Source organism: Dyella sp. (assembly GCF_036384435.1).
Taxonomy (GTDB): Bacteria; Pseudomonadota; Gammaproteobacteria; order Xanthomonadales; family Rhodanobacteraceae; genus GSA-30.
This window is the reverse complement of record NZ_DASVMI010000071.1, coordinates 1-16,134: the sequence shown is the minus strand read 5'-3', so window position 1 is coordinate 16,134 and position 16,134 is coordinate 1. Positions and strand designations below refer to the sequence as shown.

Sequence of the window (16,134 nt, the reverse complement as noted above, 5' to 3'; positions counted from 1 at the left end):
CCGCCTCGCCCTTGGTCCATGCCGCCCGCAGCGTCAGCAGCGTGGCAGCATCGAGCTTGCACTTCATGTCGGCGATCTTGGCCTGTGTCATCTGGAAAGTACCGATCGGCTGACCAAACGCCTTGCGGTCGCGCGACCATTGCAGGGTGGCTTCGTAGGCGGCGCGGGCGATACCCACGGCCTGCGAGGCAATACCGATACGCCCGGCATCGAGCACGCCCATCGCGATGGAGAAACCCTTGCCCTCCTCACCCAGGAGGTTTTCCTTCGGGCAGATGTAATCGCTGAATTCGATTTCGCAGGTCGCCGAGGCACGAATGCCGAGCTTGGGCTCGGTCTTGCCCGCGTGAAAACCTGGCAACTGCGTATCGACGATGAAGGCCGAAACACCCCTGGCCCCGATGCCCGGCGTGGTGATGGCGAACAGCACGATGTAACGCGCCACCGGACCGGAGGTGATCCAGCTCTTCTTACCGTTGATGACCCAGTCACCGTTGGCGTTTTTCGTGGCGCGCGTATGCATGGCCGAGGCATCCGAGCCCGATTGCGGCTCGGTCAGCGCATAGGCACCAATGGCTTCGCCCGAGGCAATCGCACGCACGTACTTCTGCTTCTGTTCCTCGGTACCGTGCTTGAGGATGCCGTTGCAGAACAACGAATTGTTTACCGACATTACCGTGGAGGTCGCCGCATCGGCCGCAGCGATCTCGATCATCGCCAGTACGTAGGCTATCGGATCCATACCGGCACCGCCGTACTCTTCGGGCACTTCGATACCCATGAGGCCGAGCTGGCCCATTTCGCGAATGTTGTCCAGCGGGAACTCGCCCTTGGCATCCAGCTCCGCGGCCACCGGCGCAATGCGCTTTTGCGCGAAATCCCGGGCGATGGACTGAATGGAAAGCTGGTCTTCGGTAAAGCTGAAATCCATGAGGGGAACTCCATGAGAGGGGATCGAGAGATAGCTCGCTATTTTAGCGAGATTGGCTCACCTGCTTTGTGCGAATGCAGCACGAGCGCTCGCCCGCTGACATGCGCCGCCTTCCTTGGTCTCGCGACATGCTCCGGATCGGCCCCTGACATCTTCGAGGAGCCACGTCCCTCGGCGGATAATCAAAGCCGTTTTTATCCGTTCAGCCCTTGACGGTACGCAGCATCGGCCCTAGCCTTATATCTCTATATCGAGATACAAGGATAACCACGATGGATCTGGCCACGGCATCCAGCGTGCTGCGCCTGCTGGCGGACCCTACCCGGGTGCGCCTGCTGGCCCTGCTGGAACGCGAAGAACTGACTGTGGCCGAACTGGCAGCCGTCCTGCACCTGGCTCAGCCACGCGTATCCACGCACTTGGCCAAGCTCAAGGAAGCCGACCTCGTGCGCGACCGCCGAGCCGGCGTTTCGGCGTATTACCGCGCCAACAGCGAAGGCGATCAGAAGCAACACGAATTGCTCAAGTCGTTGCGCGACACGATCGACGACGCCTTGCTGCGTGATGATGCCGAGCGCCTTTCCGGGGTACTTGCCCATCGCGCGCGCGAACAGGGTTGGGCCGATACGGTAGCTGGCGACATGGAGCGCCATTATTCGCCGGGCCGCACCTGGGAAACGGTCGCGCGTGCACTGCTGCAACTGCTGGAAACCGGCGATGTGCTCGATATCGCCTCCGGCGACGGGCTCACCGCCGAACTGCTGGCCCCCCACGCCCGTTCCATCGTCTGTGTCGACAGCAGCGAACGCGTGGTGGACGCGGCGCGTGGCCGCTTGAAGCCATTTCCCAATGTGAAGGTAGAACGAGGCGACATGCAGGAACTGGCATTGAATGAGGCCAGCTTCGACCTCGTACTGATGTTGCATGCGCTCACCTATGCCCAAGACCCCGCTAAAGCCGTATCGGAAGCTGCACGCGTGTTGCGCCCCGGCGGCAAGCTGCTGGCCGTCACCCTGGGCAAGCACGATCACCGTGCAGTGGTCGAGCCGTTCGATCATTGCAACCTTGGCTTCTCCAGTGACGAACTGGGCAGCTTCGCCGCTGCCGCGTCATTGGATGTCATTCAGTGCACGCGCCTGAGCCGCGAGCGCAAGGCACCCCACTTCGAAGTCATCAGCCTGCTGGCGCGTAAACCAGCGAGGAAGTGAAGCATGAGCCAACTGCCCTGGCAGCACCCCGAACGCGTGGCAGCTCTTATGTCTGCCCTGCGCGAGCGCATCCTGATTCTTGATGGTGGCATGGGTACCATGCTGCAAGGCCACTCGTTGGACGAGGCCAGTTTTCGTGGCGACCGCTTTGCCGAAGGCCATGACAGCCTGCACCATCACGATCACCCAGGCAGTTGCGACCTGAAGGGCAACAACGACCTGCTCGTGCTGACCAAGCCGGAGATCATCCGCGGCGTGCACGAGGCTTATCTCGATGCGGGCGCCGATCTGGTGGAAACCAATACATTCAACGCCACGCGCATCAGCCAGGCCGATTATCACCTCGAACATCTGGCCTACGAACTGAACAAAGCGGGCGCAGCGCTCGCGCGCGCCGCCTGCGATGCTTTCCAAACGCCGGAAAAGCCACGCTTTGTCATCGGCGTGCTTGGCCCAACCAGCCGCACCGCATCGCTTTCGCCCGACGTCAATGACCCAGGCTTTCGCAACGTAACGTTCGAGGAACTGGTCACCAATTACACCGAATCGGCCAGTGGCCTGATCGATGGCGGCGCCGATGTGTTGATGGTGGAAACCATCTTCGACACGTTGAACGCCAAGGCCGCACTGTTCGCCATCAGTGAAGTATTCCAGCAACGCGGATTTCGCCTTCCGGTGATGATTTCAGGCACGATTACCGATCGCTCCGGGCGGACGCTATCCGGGCAGACCGCTGAAGCGTTCTACTACTCCGTGCAGCACGCACGACCACTTTCGGTGGGCCTCAACTGCGCCCTGGGCGCGGCAGACCTGCGGCCACACGTACAGACGCTGGCGCAGTCGGCAGGCTGTTTCATCAGTACTCACCCCAATGCCGGCCTTCCCAATGCCTTTGGCGAATACGACGAAACGCCCGAACAGATGGCATCGGTAATCGGCGGCTTTGCACGCGATGGCTTGCTCAATCTGGTGGGCGGATGCTGCGGCACCACGCCTGCGCACATTCGCGCCATCGCGCAAGCCGTCAGCCAATATGCACCACGGTCACTACCTGGCGACGCGCAGCAAGCGGCATAGACCAGTCGACATGACTTGTACTCTCATCTATTCCCGTCCTGACTCGCTCGCTCCCATGGGCCGTGAGCCCGCATGCCTCGCGAAAGACGCCACATCATGACTGCCACCCGCTACACCCGACTGTCCGGTCTTGAACCGCTTGTTCTGACACCGGACTTGTTGTTCGTCAACGTCGGCGAGCGCACCAATGTCACAGGCTCGGCGCAATTTAAGAAACTGATCAAGGAAGATCGCTACGAGGAGGCGGTCGACGTCGCTCGTCAGCAGGTAGCCAACGGCGCGCAGATCATCGATGTCAATATGGATGAGGGCCTGATCGATTCGGAAGCGGCCATGACCCGCTTCCTCAACCTGATCGCCGCCGAACCGGACATCGCACGTGTCCCCGTGATGGTCGACTCGTCCAAATGGAGCGTAATCGAGGCCGGTTTACGTTGCCTGCAGGGCAAGGGCATCGTCAATTCCATCTCAATGAAGGAAGGCGAAGCGCTGTTTCTCGACCATGCTCGCAAGGTGCAGCAATACGGCGCCGCCGTCGTAGTGATGGCCTTTGACGAACAAGGTCAGGCCGATACCTGCGAACGCAAGGTCGAGATCTGCTCACGCGCCTACAAATTGCTGACTGAATCGCTGGACTTCCCGCCCGAAGACATCATCTTCGATCCGAACATTTTCGCCATTGCCACCGGCATCGAGGAACACAACAACTACGCCGTGGATTTCATCGAGGCCACACGCGAGCTGAAGCGGCGCTTCCCTGATACACATATCTCTGGCGGCGTGTCCAATGTCTCGTTCTCCTTTCGCGGCAACAACACCGTGCGAGAAGCGATTCATTCGGTGTTCCTTTATCACGCCATCAAGGCGGGCATGGACATGGGCATCGTCAATGCCGGCGCCTTGATGATCTACGACGATGTGCCTGCCGAACTGCGCGAGCGCGTCGAGGACGTGGTGCTCAACCGCCGCGCCGATGCCACTGAACGTCTGCTTGAAATCGCCGAGAACTACAAGGCAAAGAAAGGCGAAGTCGTTGTCGAGAACCTGGCTTGGCGCGAAAAGCCGGTACACGATCGCCTCAGCCATGCACTGGTCCACGGCATCGACCAGTATGTGGTTGAAGACACCGAGGAAGCACGCCAGTCGGCCATACGCCCGCTGGATGTCATTGAAGGCCCCTTGATGGCAGGCATGAACGTCGTCGGCGATCTTTTTGGTGCCGGCAAGATGTTCCTGCCACAGGTCGTCAAGTCTGCCCGCGTGATGAAGCGCGCCGTGGCTCACCTGATCCCCTTTATCGAAGAGGAGAAGCGGCGTGGCGGCGATGCAGGCAAGAACAATGGCAAGATCGTCATGGCCACGGTCAAGGGGGATGTGCACGATATCGGCAAGAACATCGTCGGCGTCGTGCTGCAATGTAACAACTTCGAAGTGATCGATCTGGGCGTGATGGTGCCAACGCAGAAGATCCTCGACATAGCACGCGCAGAAAATGCCGACATCATCGGCTTGTCCGGGCTGATCACGCCATCGCTGGAAGAAATGACTCAGGTCGCGCGCGAAATGCAACGGCAGGATTTCCAGATTCCCCTGCTGATCGGCGGCGCCACCACCTCGCGTGCGCATACGGCACTAAAGATCGAGCCGCATTACAAGTCGCCCACGGTATGGGTGAAAGACGCCTCTCGCGCCGTGGGCGTAGCCCAGTCCCTGGTCAGCAAGGAACTGGTCGATCATTTCATGGCTAAGATCCGCGCCGAATATGCGGAAATTCGCGAGCGTCATAAGCAACGCGGCACGGGCAAGACACTGGTATCACTGGAGAAAGCGCGCGGTCAGCGCTGGCAGTGCGACTGGAGCGATTACGCACCGCCACAGCCGCGTACGCCGGGCCTGACCGTATTCGACGATTACGACCTGGCCGAGCTGCGGCGCTACATCGATTGGACCCCATTCTTCCAGGCCTGGGAGCTAGCAGGCCGCTACCCGGCCATCCTCAATGATGAGATCGTTGGTAAACAGGCTTCCGAGCTGTTCTCCGACGCGCAGGCCATGCTCGACACCCTCATTGCCGAGCGCTGGCTTACCGCTCGCGGCGTGATCGGTTTCTGGCCGGCGCATAGCGTTGATGACGACATCCTCATCGACATCGGCGAGGGCAGGACCACCCGACTGCACCATCTGCGCCAGCAGGCCGATAAACCCGCCGACCGACCTGATTTCTGCCTGAGCGATTTCATCGCGCCCGAGGCCGCCGGCAAAAGTGACTGGTTGGGAGGTTTTGCGGTCACCGCCGGCATAGGCATCGAAGACCATGTGGCCCGCTTCGAGGCAAGTCACGATGATTATTCCTCGATCCTGCTCAAGGCCCTGGCCGATCGACTGGCAGAAGCCTTCGCCGAGCGTATGCACGAGCGAGTGCGGCGCGAATTCTGGGGATACGCCGCCGATGAGTCGCTGGACAATGAAGCCCTGATCGAAGAAAAGTACGCAGGCATCCGCCCGGCACCGGGATATCCCGCCTGCCCCGACCACACCGAAAAAACCAACCTGTTTCGGATACTCGATGTCACCGCTCGCACCGGCATCGAGCTGACCGAAGGCTTCGCCATGTATCCCACCGCGGCGGTCTCGGGCTGGTATTTCTCCCACCCGCAAAGCCAGTATTTCGTAGTGGGCCGCCTCACTCGCGAACAGGTCGACGACTATGCGCGGCGGAAGGGCTGGACACGCCAGGAAGCCGAACGTTGGCTGGCGCCTAATCTGGATTACGACCCGGAGTGAGGCTCGGGGGGACGTCGCACGCACGCTGTCGCTTTTGGCCCGCCCCCTCCAAAACGACGAAACCAGCCTTAAGGGCTGGTCTCTGGAGTATCGGTGGTGGGCGGTACAAGGATCGAACTTGTGACACCTGCCGTGTGAAGGCAGTGCTCTACCGCTGAGCTAACCGCCCGCCGAGAACGCGCCATTATAGGGACTTCCCGGCCGGCGTCAATGCCCCGTAGTCCATATCCCAGGCAGGACCCGCAGGTAAGGTGCTCAAGGCATTGGTAGAATGCCCGGCTTTCCCCTCCCGGCTCCTCTCATGGACTTCCTCCAGCACGAGATCAACCATATCGTCGAAGCGATCAACCGCTTCCAGTTGACCCCATGGAAAGCCGTGGGCTACGCCGGCTCGGTCATGTTTACCAGCCGCTGGTTCGTTCAACTTTATTACACCCGCAAACTCAAGCGGGTAGTCATGCCATTGGCGTTCTGGTGGCTATCGGTCTGCGGTAGCGTGTTGCTACTGGCATATTTCATCGTTGGCAAGAACGATTCGGTAGGCATTCTTTCCAACTTCTTCCCCACCTTCGTATCGGTCTATAACCTGGTCGTACACCTGAAAGAAGTGCGCCGTCGCAAGGCGCTGATCGAAAGCGAGGTATAGCCCCTCACGCCGTAGGAGCGACTCAGGTCGCGACTTGGACGTTCAGAGCTCGAATCTGTGGCTGGATCATGGCCGGCTTTATCTGGTAAGAGCGAATTTATTCGCGATGCCATATGCAACGTGATTGCAGATTGGAACTCAAAACCCCAAGGGGCGACCTAAGTCACGGCGTGTGGCTGAACTCCTGGGCCGCGGCCGACAGCGTTAGAACCGTTGCACGAAATACCCCACCGTGGACGCCATCGCAGTACGCCAGCGCTGCCCCAGCATCGGCGTGTATTGCGGGTCGAATGCCTCGACGGCCTTGATCAGGGCATCGATCCAGTAGCCATAGAGCTCAGGCGATACAGGCGCCCGTCCATCCCGGGAATGCACGTGAGCCATGGTTTCCATGGTCTGTCTTGCCAGGTTGCTGCCGCCGGCATGCGCAATAGCTGCACTGATGCCACGACGCAACGCAATATCCTGTCGCCCGAAATCGGTCTGCGCAAACAGCTCCCGCACCTCGGGGTGGCTGTCCATGAACAGCTCATAGAAATAGCGAATGAACCCGCCTTGCCGTAGACAACGGCCATAGCTGGTCTGCAAGTCGAGGAAATCGTCGGACATGGGTGTCGTCAGCATCAAAGACTGCGCATGATGCACATCTTCTGTCGCGACAGTTTTGACCTGGATCAATCCGCAAATTCAGGCTTCGCTCTCTGCAATGAGAACAACAGCAAAATTATCGCCAATACTCCGTAGGCAGATACAAACTGCCAGACCATGGTCCGCTCGGGCGCAGCCAGCATCCATGGGACATAAACACCACCGGCGAGCGTGACCGAATGGATGAGCCCGCACGATGTCAGCAACGCTCCAAGCAACAGGATGCATGCCGCCCTGCCCGTGCGCCCGTCAATCAGCGCCACGACCGCGCTCGCCCAAAGCATCGACGTCATAATGAAGCCGTTACCGAGAATGGCGATCACGGCCAATTCGGACAATCCATGGGATTGGTCGTTGTAGAGAGCCGCAAAATGCTCGGATGAAACATACGTGGGATCGCCAAGCTTGATGGTGACCATGCGGGCAATCGCCGGGAAAAAACTGAACACCACCGCAGCCGCATAACGCATGGGCGTAGCCTCGAACGCCTGCACGGTGATGCCGATCGCGACAAATACCAATATCGGTGCCAGCACCGACAAGGGCACCAGCTCTACCAGGTTGGATACGTAGCCCAGCATCCCACCCAAGCCGATCACCAGGCCTGTCAGCAAGGTGTATCCACGACGAGCCCCCATTGCCTTATACGAAGGTTGGCCAATATAGGGCGTGGTTTGCGCCACACCACCGCAGAACCCCGCTACCAGGGTAGCCAATGCCTCCACCAGCAGGATGTCACGCGTGGCATAGTCGTCGCCTGCCGCGCGGGCACTCTCGGTGACGTTGATGCCTCCGACTACCATCAAGAGGCCAAACGGCATGATCAATGGCAGGTAAGGCGCGGCATAAGCCAGGCCATGAATCCATTGCAAGGTGGGCCACGGTAGCGCAAACCGCCATTGCCACGCGGGTGGCTGGTGATAGCCTGTCCCCAACCAGCCGAGCGGTCCGAATACGTAATAGAGAAAGGCTGCCACGAGCACAGCCACCAGGACGCCGGGCAAACCCGCGGGCATGCGCCCCTTGGCAACCAGTGCGTAAAGCACGATACCCAGGCCGGCAAAACCCACTAGCGGCACCTTGAGAATCTCCACCAGCGGCAAGAACCCCATCAACACCAGCGCAATACCAGCAATCGAGCCAAGCAGGCCAGCACGGGGGACGTGGCGCTGCACCGCCGCGCCGAAGAACGAGAGCACCGTCTTGAGCACCCCCATGATCACCAGGGAAGCCATGCCCAGTTGCCAGGTTGCCTCGCCTGCCGCATGTGCATCCATGCCCGCTTGCTTGAATCCGACGAACGCCGGCCCCAGCACCAGCAGCGAAAGACCGATGCTGGTCGGCGCATCCAGGCCCAGAGGCATCGCGGTGACATCCTGGCGCCCGGTGCGGCGGGCCAGGCGCTGCGCCATCATCGTGTAGGCAATGTTGCCCAACAGAACACCCAGGGCCGTGCCGGGAAACATGCGCAGGAACACGATATCGGCCGGGAAACCGAAGATGCCGATCAACGCGGTCGAAAGGAAGGCCATGATGGACAGGTTGTCCACCACAAGCCCCAGAAAACCATTGAGATCGCCCGGTGTCAGCCATCGGCGGTGCATATTGTTCAAGGCAATGATCCTGGCACGAAACAAGAGAGACGCTAGAACGACACGTCGGCTGGCTGTGTGACCCGCAAGACTGACTGATCGCCCGTCTTCTGTTTCCAGGCCACGCGGATCGCCTCGACCTTGGCCTGGTTCTCAGGCGTATCAGGGTAATCGATGACCAGCATCTTCGAGCGCAACCGCTCGGGTGTAGCCTGTTGTCTGCCCTGCCACTGTCCATAGACATCGACGACGCTGAGACCATCGGGGAAACGTGGCGTTACCTCCTTATCCAGAAACTCGCGCCAGACCTGCTCGCTGACACCTGAATGCGGTTCGTCAGCCAGCCCAAGCCCAAAATACAGCCTGGTATCGACCCAGTGTGATGCCTTGGCAGGATGCGCACTATCTCCTTGCAACGTGGACGTCGGCACCGATCGCAGTTCAGCGCATGCCGTCAGCGGAAGCAGCAAAGCGAGCAGCATAAGCTTATGACGTAGCGTTTTATCAAAAACCATTTGGACATCCATACGTCTAGAAATCATCTCCTGAAAGTATTGACTTCCCGGCACCGCAATGCAACAAATACGTCACCGGGTCTTCACGCCATGCCATGGCGACAACACGGCCTACTGGGTGCCTCTCGTGACGCAATGCCTTTTTTACTCGCCAGGCTCGCCTTGCCTGACCCGGCGATGTAGCCACTACCACTGGATTGGCCGATAGCTGGCGTTTTGGCGCCCCAGGGCTTCCCCGCATGCGCGGGACGGGCTCTTATCTCAAAGGAAATCCGATGTATCGCTCCGCTCGACGTATGCGGCATGACCGCCTGTACCTTGCCCTCGCCGCCAGCCTTTCCGTTTTCGCTGCCCAAGCCCAGGATGCAGACGATCATCAGGCAAAAACACTGGACCAGGTTGTCGTCACTGGCGTGCGGGCGAGCGGCCGCACGGCACTGGAATCACCGGCGCCTATCGACGTACTCACCCAGCAAGACCTGCGCGCGGCGGGCGCGGTCAACGGAGAACTTGGCCAGGCACTCGCCACCCTGCTGCCATCTTTCAACTTTCCACGCCAATCCAACTCCGGCGGTTCAGACCACGTACGCGCCGCACAACTGCGTGGCCTGTCGCCTGACCAGGTGTTGGTCCTGGTTAACGGCAAGCGATTCCATACGTCGGCCCTGGTCAATACCGACACCAAAATCGGGCGCGGCACGACGCCCGTGGATTTCAATGCCATCCCCATCAGCGCCATCAAGCGCGTCGAAGTATTGCGCGATGGCGCAGGTGCACAATACGGCTCCGATGCAATCGCCGGCGTGGTCAACATCATTCTCAACGACGCCACGGAAGGCGGCGAAGTTGTAGCGAACTACGGCGCCAACCATACGCATTTCAGTCCAACCGACCGCAACATCACCGATGGTCAGAGCAGCTCTGCCAGCGCACGCTTTGGTACCCACTTGGCAGGCAGCGGTTTTTTCGATGGCGGCCTCGAAGCCAGCCATCACAACGCAACCAATCGTGCCGGTTTCGATACCGTACCGGATTTCATCGCCGATCCCACGCCAGCCAATCTGGCCCTTCAAGGCAAGCGCAATTACATCGCTGGCGATCCGCAAAGTGAGAGCTACAACGGCTGGTTCAATGCCGAGCTACCCTTGAGTGCCAGCGCCAACCTCTATGGCTTTGGCACCTATACCCAGCGCCATACCATCGGTGACAACTATTTTCGCTACCCCGACAGCAGCGCCAACGTGCCGTCGATCTACCCGAATGGCTACCTGCCGCAATCGGTAGGGCATAACCGCGATGCGCAGGTGGCAGGCGGTGTGCGCGGCAACTGGGGCGACTGGAGCTACGACGGCAGCCTGAACTGGGGTAGCAACGCCTTTGACTACGATTTGCGTGATTCGCTCAATGCATCACTCGGTCCGGCGAGCCCGACGTCATTCCATATTGCCGACTATCGCTTTGATCAGACCAGCGCAAACCTGGACACCACCCATGAATTGGCCCTGGGCGGCCGCACGGCAACGCTCGCACTTGGCGGTGAGTTTCGGCACGAAAGCTTCCAGACCAGGCCCGGCGACCCGGCCTCCTATGCCGTCGGCCTCCTCGTGGATGCGCCGGCTGGCGCCCAGGCAGGCGGCGGCCTGCAACCCCAGGATGCCGCGCATCTGACTCGCCAGGTCAAGGCACTTTACGCAGAGCTATCCAGTGACGTTACCGAACATCTATTTCTGGACGCCGCAACCCGCTACGAGCACTACAGCGATTTCGGTGGCAACTGGAGCGGCAAACTGAGTGGCCGCTGGGAATTCACGCCGGGATTCGCGCTACGCGGTGCAGCATCCACCAATTTCCGCGCGCCCTCGTTGAGCCAGATCGGCTTCGAATCGACCACCAGCGGCTACGGTGCTGACGGCAAGCTGGTGACCGGGCGCATCTTGTCGGTCAACAACCCTCTTGCCCGGGGCCTGGGTGCTACATCGCTAAAGCCGGAGAAATCCCGCAACTTCAGCCTCGGCGTGACCGGGCAGATCGGCAGCGCCTTCGACTTCAGCCTGGATGTCTACCAGATCCATATCGACAATCGCGTCACGCTGTCAGAGACCATCGATAGCGCGGGCCTGGAGGATTACATCCTTCAACATTTTGGCGTACCCGGCGTCCAAAGCGTCGCGTTCTTCACCAACGCCGTGGATACACGCACACGCGGTGCTGAACTGGTCGGCAATTATCACGTACCGTTGGCAGGCGGCCAATTGCTTCTCACCGCGGCATACAGCCACAACAACACAGACATTCTTCGTGTACGCGCCACCCCGGAGCAACTGGCGGCTACCGGCGCTGGCAACGTGCTGTTCGGCGATGAAGAACGCAATACGCTGACCGATGCGGCGCCCAGGCAACGCGGCTCGTTCACGGCCAAATGGGATAACAGCCGCTGGAGCCTGCTGAGTCGTGTTACACGGCAGGGAGCGACTGTGCGCGTGTTCGATTTTGGCGACGGATATGAACCTGTCCAACGTTATGCCGCACGCTGGCAACTCGATGCCGAAGCCGAATATCACGCCACCCGGCAACTCAGCTTGGCATTGGGCGGCTATAACATCACCAACCAGTATCCGACGCGCTCGAACAGCGACATCAACTACGGTGGAAACTTTCCCTACGACGTGATCTCGCCGATCGGCACGAATGGCGCGTATTGGTATGGCAGGGTGCGCTACACCTTTTGACCTGCATGCGCAGCACTTGGTGATCCAAAAGGAAAAGGGCGCTCCATGCGCCCTTTTCCTCTATCGGATACAGCAAAAATCAAGGCATCTCTGCCATGTCTGTTCCATTACTGGATGCAGGCATTCACACGAGCAGCGGTAATACCCGCATTGCCGAGAAACGCAAAGCCGGTGCCTGTGCCCACGGTGGTCACGCCGGTGTGTGCGCCATAGGGATTGAGCAGGAAGCTACGCAGTGTGGCCACATTGGTGGCATTGCCGCGACTATTGGCCATCAGGTAGGTCACGGCCACGATCGGGTAGCCCGCGCCCGCAGTGACACCCTTTGCATAGCTGTTCGGATTGACCACGGCAACGCAGCTCGCCTGACCCGGAACGCTGGTCAGCGCGGCCAGGGTCGGCGTACCGGTAGCACTGATACCTGTGATCGCCTGGTCAGCCACCACCGAACCGGCAGGGGCATTGAACGTAGTCACCAGATCGGCAGCCGGGTCCTTGCCCGTGATCTTCGCGGTCTGCACGCTCGACGACGGCGCGGCAAGGACGTTCGCCTCCTCGGCGTAACCTACGGCACCCGAGTTGGCGGCCACGGCCGCGACCACCGCTGGGTTGCCATTGGACGGCAGCAAGACGCTCGAACTGGTCGGGAAGCCGATCAGGTCCTTGATCACGCTCGTGGCAGGCGACGCAGCGCTCCAGGTCTGATCCGTATCGAAGTGCCCACCGACCACGTCGGCACTGCCGCAGTTGGCAGCGAGATGGTTACTGAAGTTGAACGAGGTGCCACTTCCATCCGAACGGAAGGCGATCTTGATCGGCAAGCTGGGGTTGGGCAAGGTCACGGTGTTGCCGTTGACGTCCTTCAGAGCGGGGGTTACGGCGCCCCAGGTAGCAGCCTTGCCGGAGAATACTTGACACACCTGCGACTCAGTCAGGTCCAGACGCGCAGTCAGGCCAGGTATGTTGTAGATGATGGCAATCGAGCCCACCAGGGCCGGGAACTGCGTCGGCTCGACGTGCGCAGCCTTGTTGTTGACGAAGGTGGTGTACTCGGCTTGGCTCAGCGGAGCATCCGAAGCAATGAAGTCAGGATTCTGCGAGCTCGGAAACTTGGTTGCACTGATGTCGAAGCCAGCCAGCGCAGGCGTGCCGCTGTTGGGACCGCAGGTGCCGGTAGCGGTCAGCGTGCCGGTCGAATCGCCATTCAGAAAGCGCTTGCCTGCGCCGCTACCGGTCTGACAGTAGCTGATCTTGACATTGTTGGTCGTGGCCCAAGCACCAAACAGGGAATTGGATAGCACGTTCGCGCCATACGAGGGCGTCGAGAACGATGAGTCCACCGGACCCTGCGATAGCTTGGCCGAATCACCTGTGGTCGGCTTGTTGATGAAATCAAAGCCGACATAAGCGCCGGCAGGCAGAGTGGCGCCGCCACCGGCCAAATTTGTGCTCATGGCGCTGGTAGCCATCACACTGCCGACGCAGAACAGGATTGCGCCCGCAAGCAGCTTCATGCGGGTATTTCCCATCTTCATTCCAGACATGGTGTATCCCCAATGCATAGTAACCTCCGGAATTGGAGGCTGGCTATTTATGGCTCATTGCAATGACACCCCCATGAATTAAAAAAGTCGCCATTTATTCCACGAATATTACCAAGTTAAATAAAGATGAAAATAATTACATGGAAATATTTTCAAAACACTTCACGCAATAAAAAAATCGACTTATTGAGACCAATATCACAAAAACATGAACACCGACCACCATCCATTCAGCAGATACAGGCAGCCAATCATGATCTTCGCGTATAAAATTTTGGATCATTTAGAGCGGACCTCGCAATTATGTGAAGCATGTCAGGAACCCAGGAAAATCCCGGCGCAGATCGAGGATCGAAAAATATCAGTTCACTAAGATAGGAGATCCAACACCGATGCTTCGGTTATTGGTGAAACTCGCGCAACATCGACGCAACTTCCGGGTCAAGATCCATGCATTCACCCAGGGCGCAAAGTTGTCGGCTGTCAAGTTCCGCCAGCACCGACCTGACAGCGCTACGCCGCCCTTCCCTGCACCACAGATTCAATACATAAGGAAGCGCTTCGATTGTACCAACGGCCGCCTCAACACCCGAGCGGCGTTGCAAACGCTTCTTGACGACATAGTCAATACGAAGCGTAATTACCGCGTTAGCATCACGCAGCAATTGTTCCAATTGCCTTCGGTCACAACGGTCAATGAACCAATCGGCCACTTGATACTGGCGCGCATCGAATAACTGACGAAGCGTCTGCGCCATGACGTGTAAATCGCTCATAGGCATGCCCTTACGAAAAAAAGGCACACAAATGTCTTGACCACACGAAGTGGACTTATCTTTGCCATCGCAACACTCCCATTGCCGTCCCTGTGAAGCCGGTCTGTTCCGTCGCATCACTCACTCGAGATGCTTTTGCTCCTCGGAGGTCAACGCCTTGCGCTTTGCGCCAGTCAACTGCCCGGCGCCCAGAATCTGCACTGGGCTATCTTGATCGTAGCCACCTTGATTGCCAGCACTCTGCAAGCCGCTGCTTGCATCGCCGCCCGCACCCAGCACATGCACGGAAATTATCGACGGCTGCTGGCTACGAGCGTCATCGCGCTGCTTGTTGGCCATATCTTCAGCCACATGGCTCACCGCACCGGCTGCCGCACTGGCGGCACTCAAGGCGCCGACATTGATGGACTGGGCGATCGGGACGCCGATCTTCTGCCCCTGCACCTGGATGTTGTCTGCATTGGCTACCTGTGCCGCGGCCACCACCAGATTACCGGATACACGAATGCCCGCGTCACCGGCATCCACCGTGCCACGTGGAGCCATCAGGAAGGCGTTACCGGGCTCCGAGCCCGCCACCGACTGTAGCGTTGCGATACCTGCGCCACTGACCTCACCCAACGGCGCGGGCTTGCAGAACGCATCGATGTCACACAGCAGGATCAACGGCGGCACTTCGGAAGTCGTCTTTGCACCCTTGCCGGCATTGACATCGCCATTGGAACTCCATGCAACGATGTCACCACCCTGTTCGGTAAAGATGCGGCTTTGTGCCAGCAGCACGCTGCGATCCGTGAAGATGTTGATGTCGCCCTGGCGAAGTGTCAGCAGGCCCAGGTCATTAGGGCCCGCGACCGTGTTTCCGAAGCGGTCGACCGTGACTGGCGGCGATGCCGTACTTCCCAGCAACGCCTGACCTCCAGGACCCAGGATATTAATGTCACCGCCTTGCTGGGTCTGGATGGTGGTATTGCGAATATCCAGGTCACCCGTATCCACGGTTTTTTGCGCGCCATTGATGCCACCGACACCATTGCCATTGTCGGTATATCCCAGCGATGCCGGGAACAGCGTCGAGAGTGCGGCATAGCCACGAGCGTATTGGCCGTAGAACGGACTGGAAGGATCGTTATTGTCGCTCCCCACTTCAGCCAGCACCTTGAAGAGAGCCTTTTGCACGAAGATCAACTGCACATTGCCGGGTAGCTGCTGAAACTGCTCCCAAGCCTGCTCGGTGGTCAGGTTGACGTTGGCCTTGTCCTTGACCAACCCGGTATCTACCGCCAGACCCGCCACGTACTCATCCATGAAACTGACCAGATCAGGAGTCAAGCTGGGTATACCAGCGACACCTGCCGACGGATCGACGTACTTCGCAATGAAGGCAGCCTGATCAATACCCGGCGCGACGCCGTAGATCACCTGGACCGAGGCCCCCTCGTTTGGCAGATAGGGATTGAATGCATTACCGACGCTGTCGATACCCGTCTGGATATGCCCATCGACGACGAAATCGAAATTGCCCGTATCGATGCCTGCCTGCACCGTTTCCGCTTCGTTGGTGAGGGGACCGATATCGCGCCCGGCCTGAACCTGCAACGTACCGGGCCCACCCTGCACGATGGCGGCAGGAACAAAATTCGAGGTGGACAGGCTGGAGTGCAAAGTCAGCGACGTATCGTAG

At 59.3% G+C, this 16,134-nt stretch carries 12 protein-coding genes and 1 tRNA gene; 5 read left to right on the top strand and 8 right to left on the bottom strand.

The window, feature by feature from the left end; all coding sequences use genetic code 11:
* On the bottom strand, positions 1–931 hold a 931-nt coding region (locus tag VF436_RS06380), incomplete at its 3' end, for an acyl-CoA dehydrogenase family protein (protein WP_330903168.1).
* Between the two features lie 272 nt (positions 932–1,203).
* Here VF436_RS06380 and VF436_RS06375 point away from each other — a divergent pair.
* From VF436_RS06375 to metH, 3 genes are all read left to right on the top strand, one after another.
* On the top strand, positions 1,204–2,139 hold the full coding sequence (locus tag VF436_RS06375) for a metalloregulator ArsR/SmtB family transcription factor (protein WP_330903167.1): 936 nt from the start codon (positions 1,204–1,206) through the stop codon (positions 2,137–2,139).
* Between the two features lie 3 nt (positions 2,140–2,142).
* Positions 2,143–3,216: a homocysteine S-methyltransferase family protein gene (locus tag VF436_RS06370; RefSeq protein ID WP_330903166.1), complete on the top strand. Its 1,074-nt coding sequence runs from the start codon at positions 2,143–2,145 to the stop codon at positions 3,214–3,216.
* A gap of 96 nt (positions 3,217–3,312) precedes the next feature.
* Complete coding sequence (gene metH, locus VF436_RS06365; protein WP_330903165.1) at positions 3,313–6,000, top strand: methionine synthase; 2,688 nt, start codon at positions 3,313–3,315, stop codon at positions 5,998–6,000.
* A gap of 94 nt (positions 6,001–6,094) precedes the next feature.
* Here the strand turns inward: metH and VF436_RS06360 are convergent.
* Positions 6,095–6,169: transfer RNA gene (locus VF436_RS06360), tRNA-Val, on the bottom strand.
* A 132-nt stretch (positions 6,170–6,301) separates the two neighbouring features.
* Between VF436_RS06360 and VF436_RS06355 the strand changes: the two genes are divergently transcribed.
* Positions 6,302–6,646: a lipid-A-disaccharide synthase N-terminal domain-containing protein gene (locus VF436_RS06355; RefSeq protein WP_330903164.1), complete on the top strand. Its 345-nt coding sequence runs from the start codon at positions 6,302–6,304 to the stop codon at positions 6,644–6,646.
* A gap of 204 nt (positions 6,647–6,850) precedes the next feature.
* On the opposite strand, the gene VF436_RS06350 is transcribed toward VF436_RS06355, so the two are convergent.
* From VF436_RS06350 to VF436_RS06340, 3 genes are all read right to left on the bottom strand, one after another.
* Complete coding sequence (locus VF436_RS06350) at positions 6,851–7,255, bottom strand: globin (protein ID WP_330903163.1); 405 nt, start codon at positions 7,253–7,255, stop codon at positions 6,851–6,853.
* Positions 7,256–7,320: 65 nt separating this feature from the next.
* The gene (locus tag VF436_RS06345) at positions 7,321–8,898 is read right to left on the bottom strand and encodes a hypothetical protein (protein ID WP_330903169.1); all 1,578 of its coding nucleotides are present in this window, start codon (positions 8,896–8,898) and stop codon (positions 7,321–7,323) included.
* A gap of 41 nt (positions 8,899–8,939) precedes the next feature.
* Entirely contained in the window at positions 8,940–9,401 is a 462-nt protein-coding gene (locus VF436_RS06340) for a DUF3574 domain-containing protein (RefSeq protein WP_330903162.1), read from the bottom strand.
* Positions 9,402–9,676: 275 nt separating this feature from the next.
* On the opposite strand from VF436_RS06340, the gene VF436_RS06335 reads away from it, so the two are divergent.
* Positions 9,677–12,130 (top strand): TonB-dependent receptor, encoded by a 2,454-nt coding sequence (locus VF436_RS06335; RefSeq protein WP_330903161.1) that lies wholly within the window; start codon positions 9,677–9,679, stop codon positions 12,128–12,130.
* Positions 12,131–12,237: 107 nt separating this feature from the next.
* On the opposite strand, the gene VF436_RS06330 is transcribed toward VF436_RS06335, so the two are convergent.
* From VF436_RS06330 to VF436_RS06320, 3 genes are all read right to left on the bottom strand, one after another.
* Positions 12,238–13,644 (bottom strand): substrate-binding domain-containing protein, encoded by a 1,407-nt coding sequence (locus VF436_RS06330; protein WP_330903160.1) that lies wholly within the window; start codon positions 13,642–13,644, stop codon positions 12,238–12,240.
* A gap of 431 nt (positions 13,645–14,075) precedes the next feature.
* Positions 14,076–14,450 carry a hypothetical protein gene (locus VF436_RS06325; protein WP_330903159.1) on the bottom strand — a complete coding sequence of 125 codons (375 nt, stop codon included), beginning with the start codon at positions 14,448–14,450 and terminating at the stop codon, positions 14,076–14,078.
* Positions 14,451–14,570: 120 nt separating this feature from the next.
* The coding region (locus VF436_RS06320) for a filamentous hemagglutinin family protein (protein ID WP_330903158.1) at positions 14,571–16,134 on the bottom strand (1,564 nt) is incomplete at its 5' end.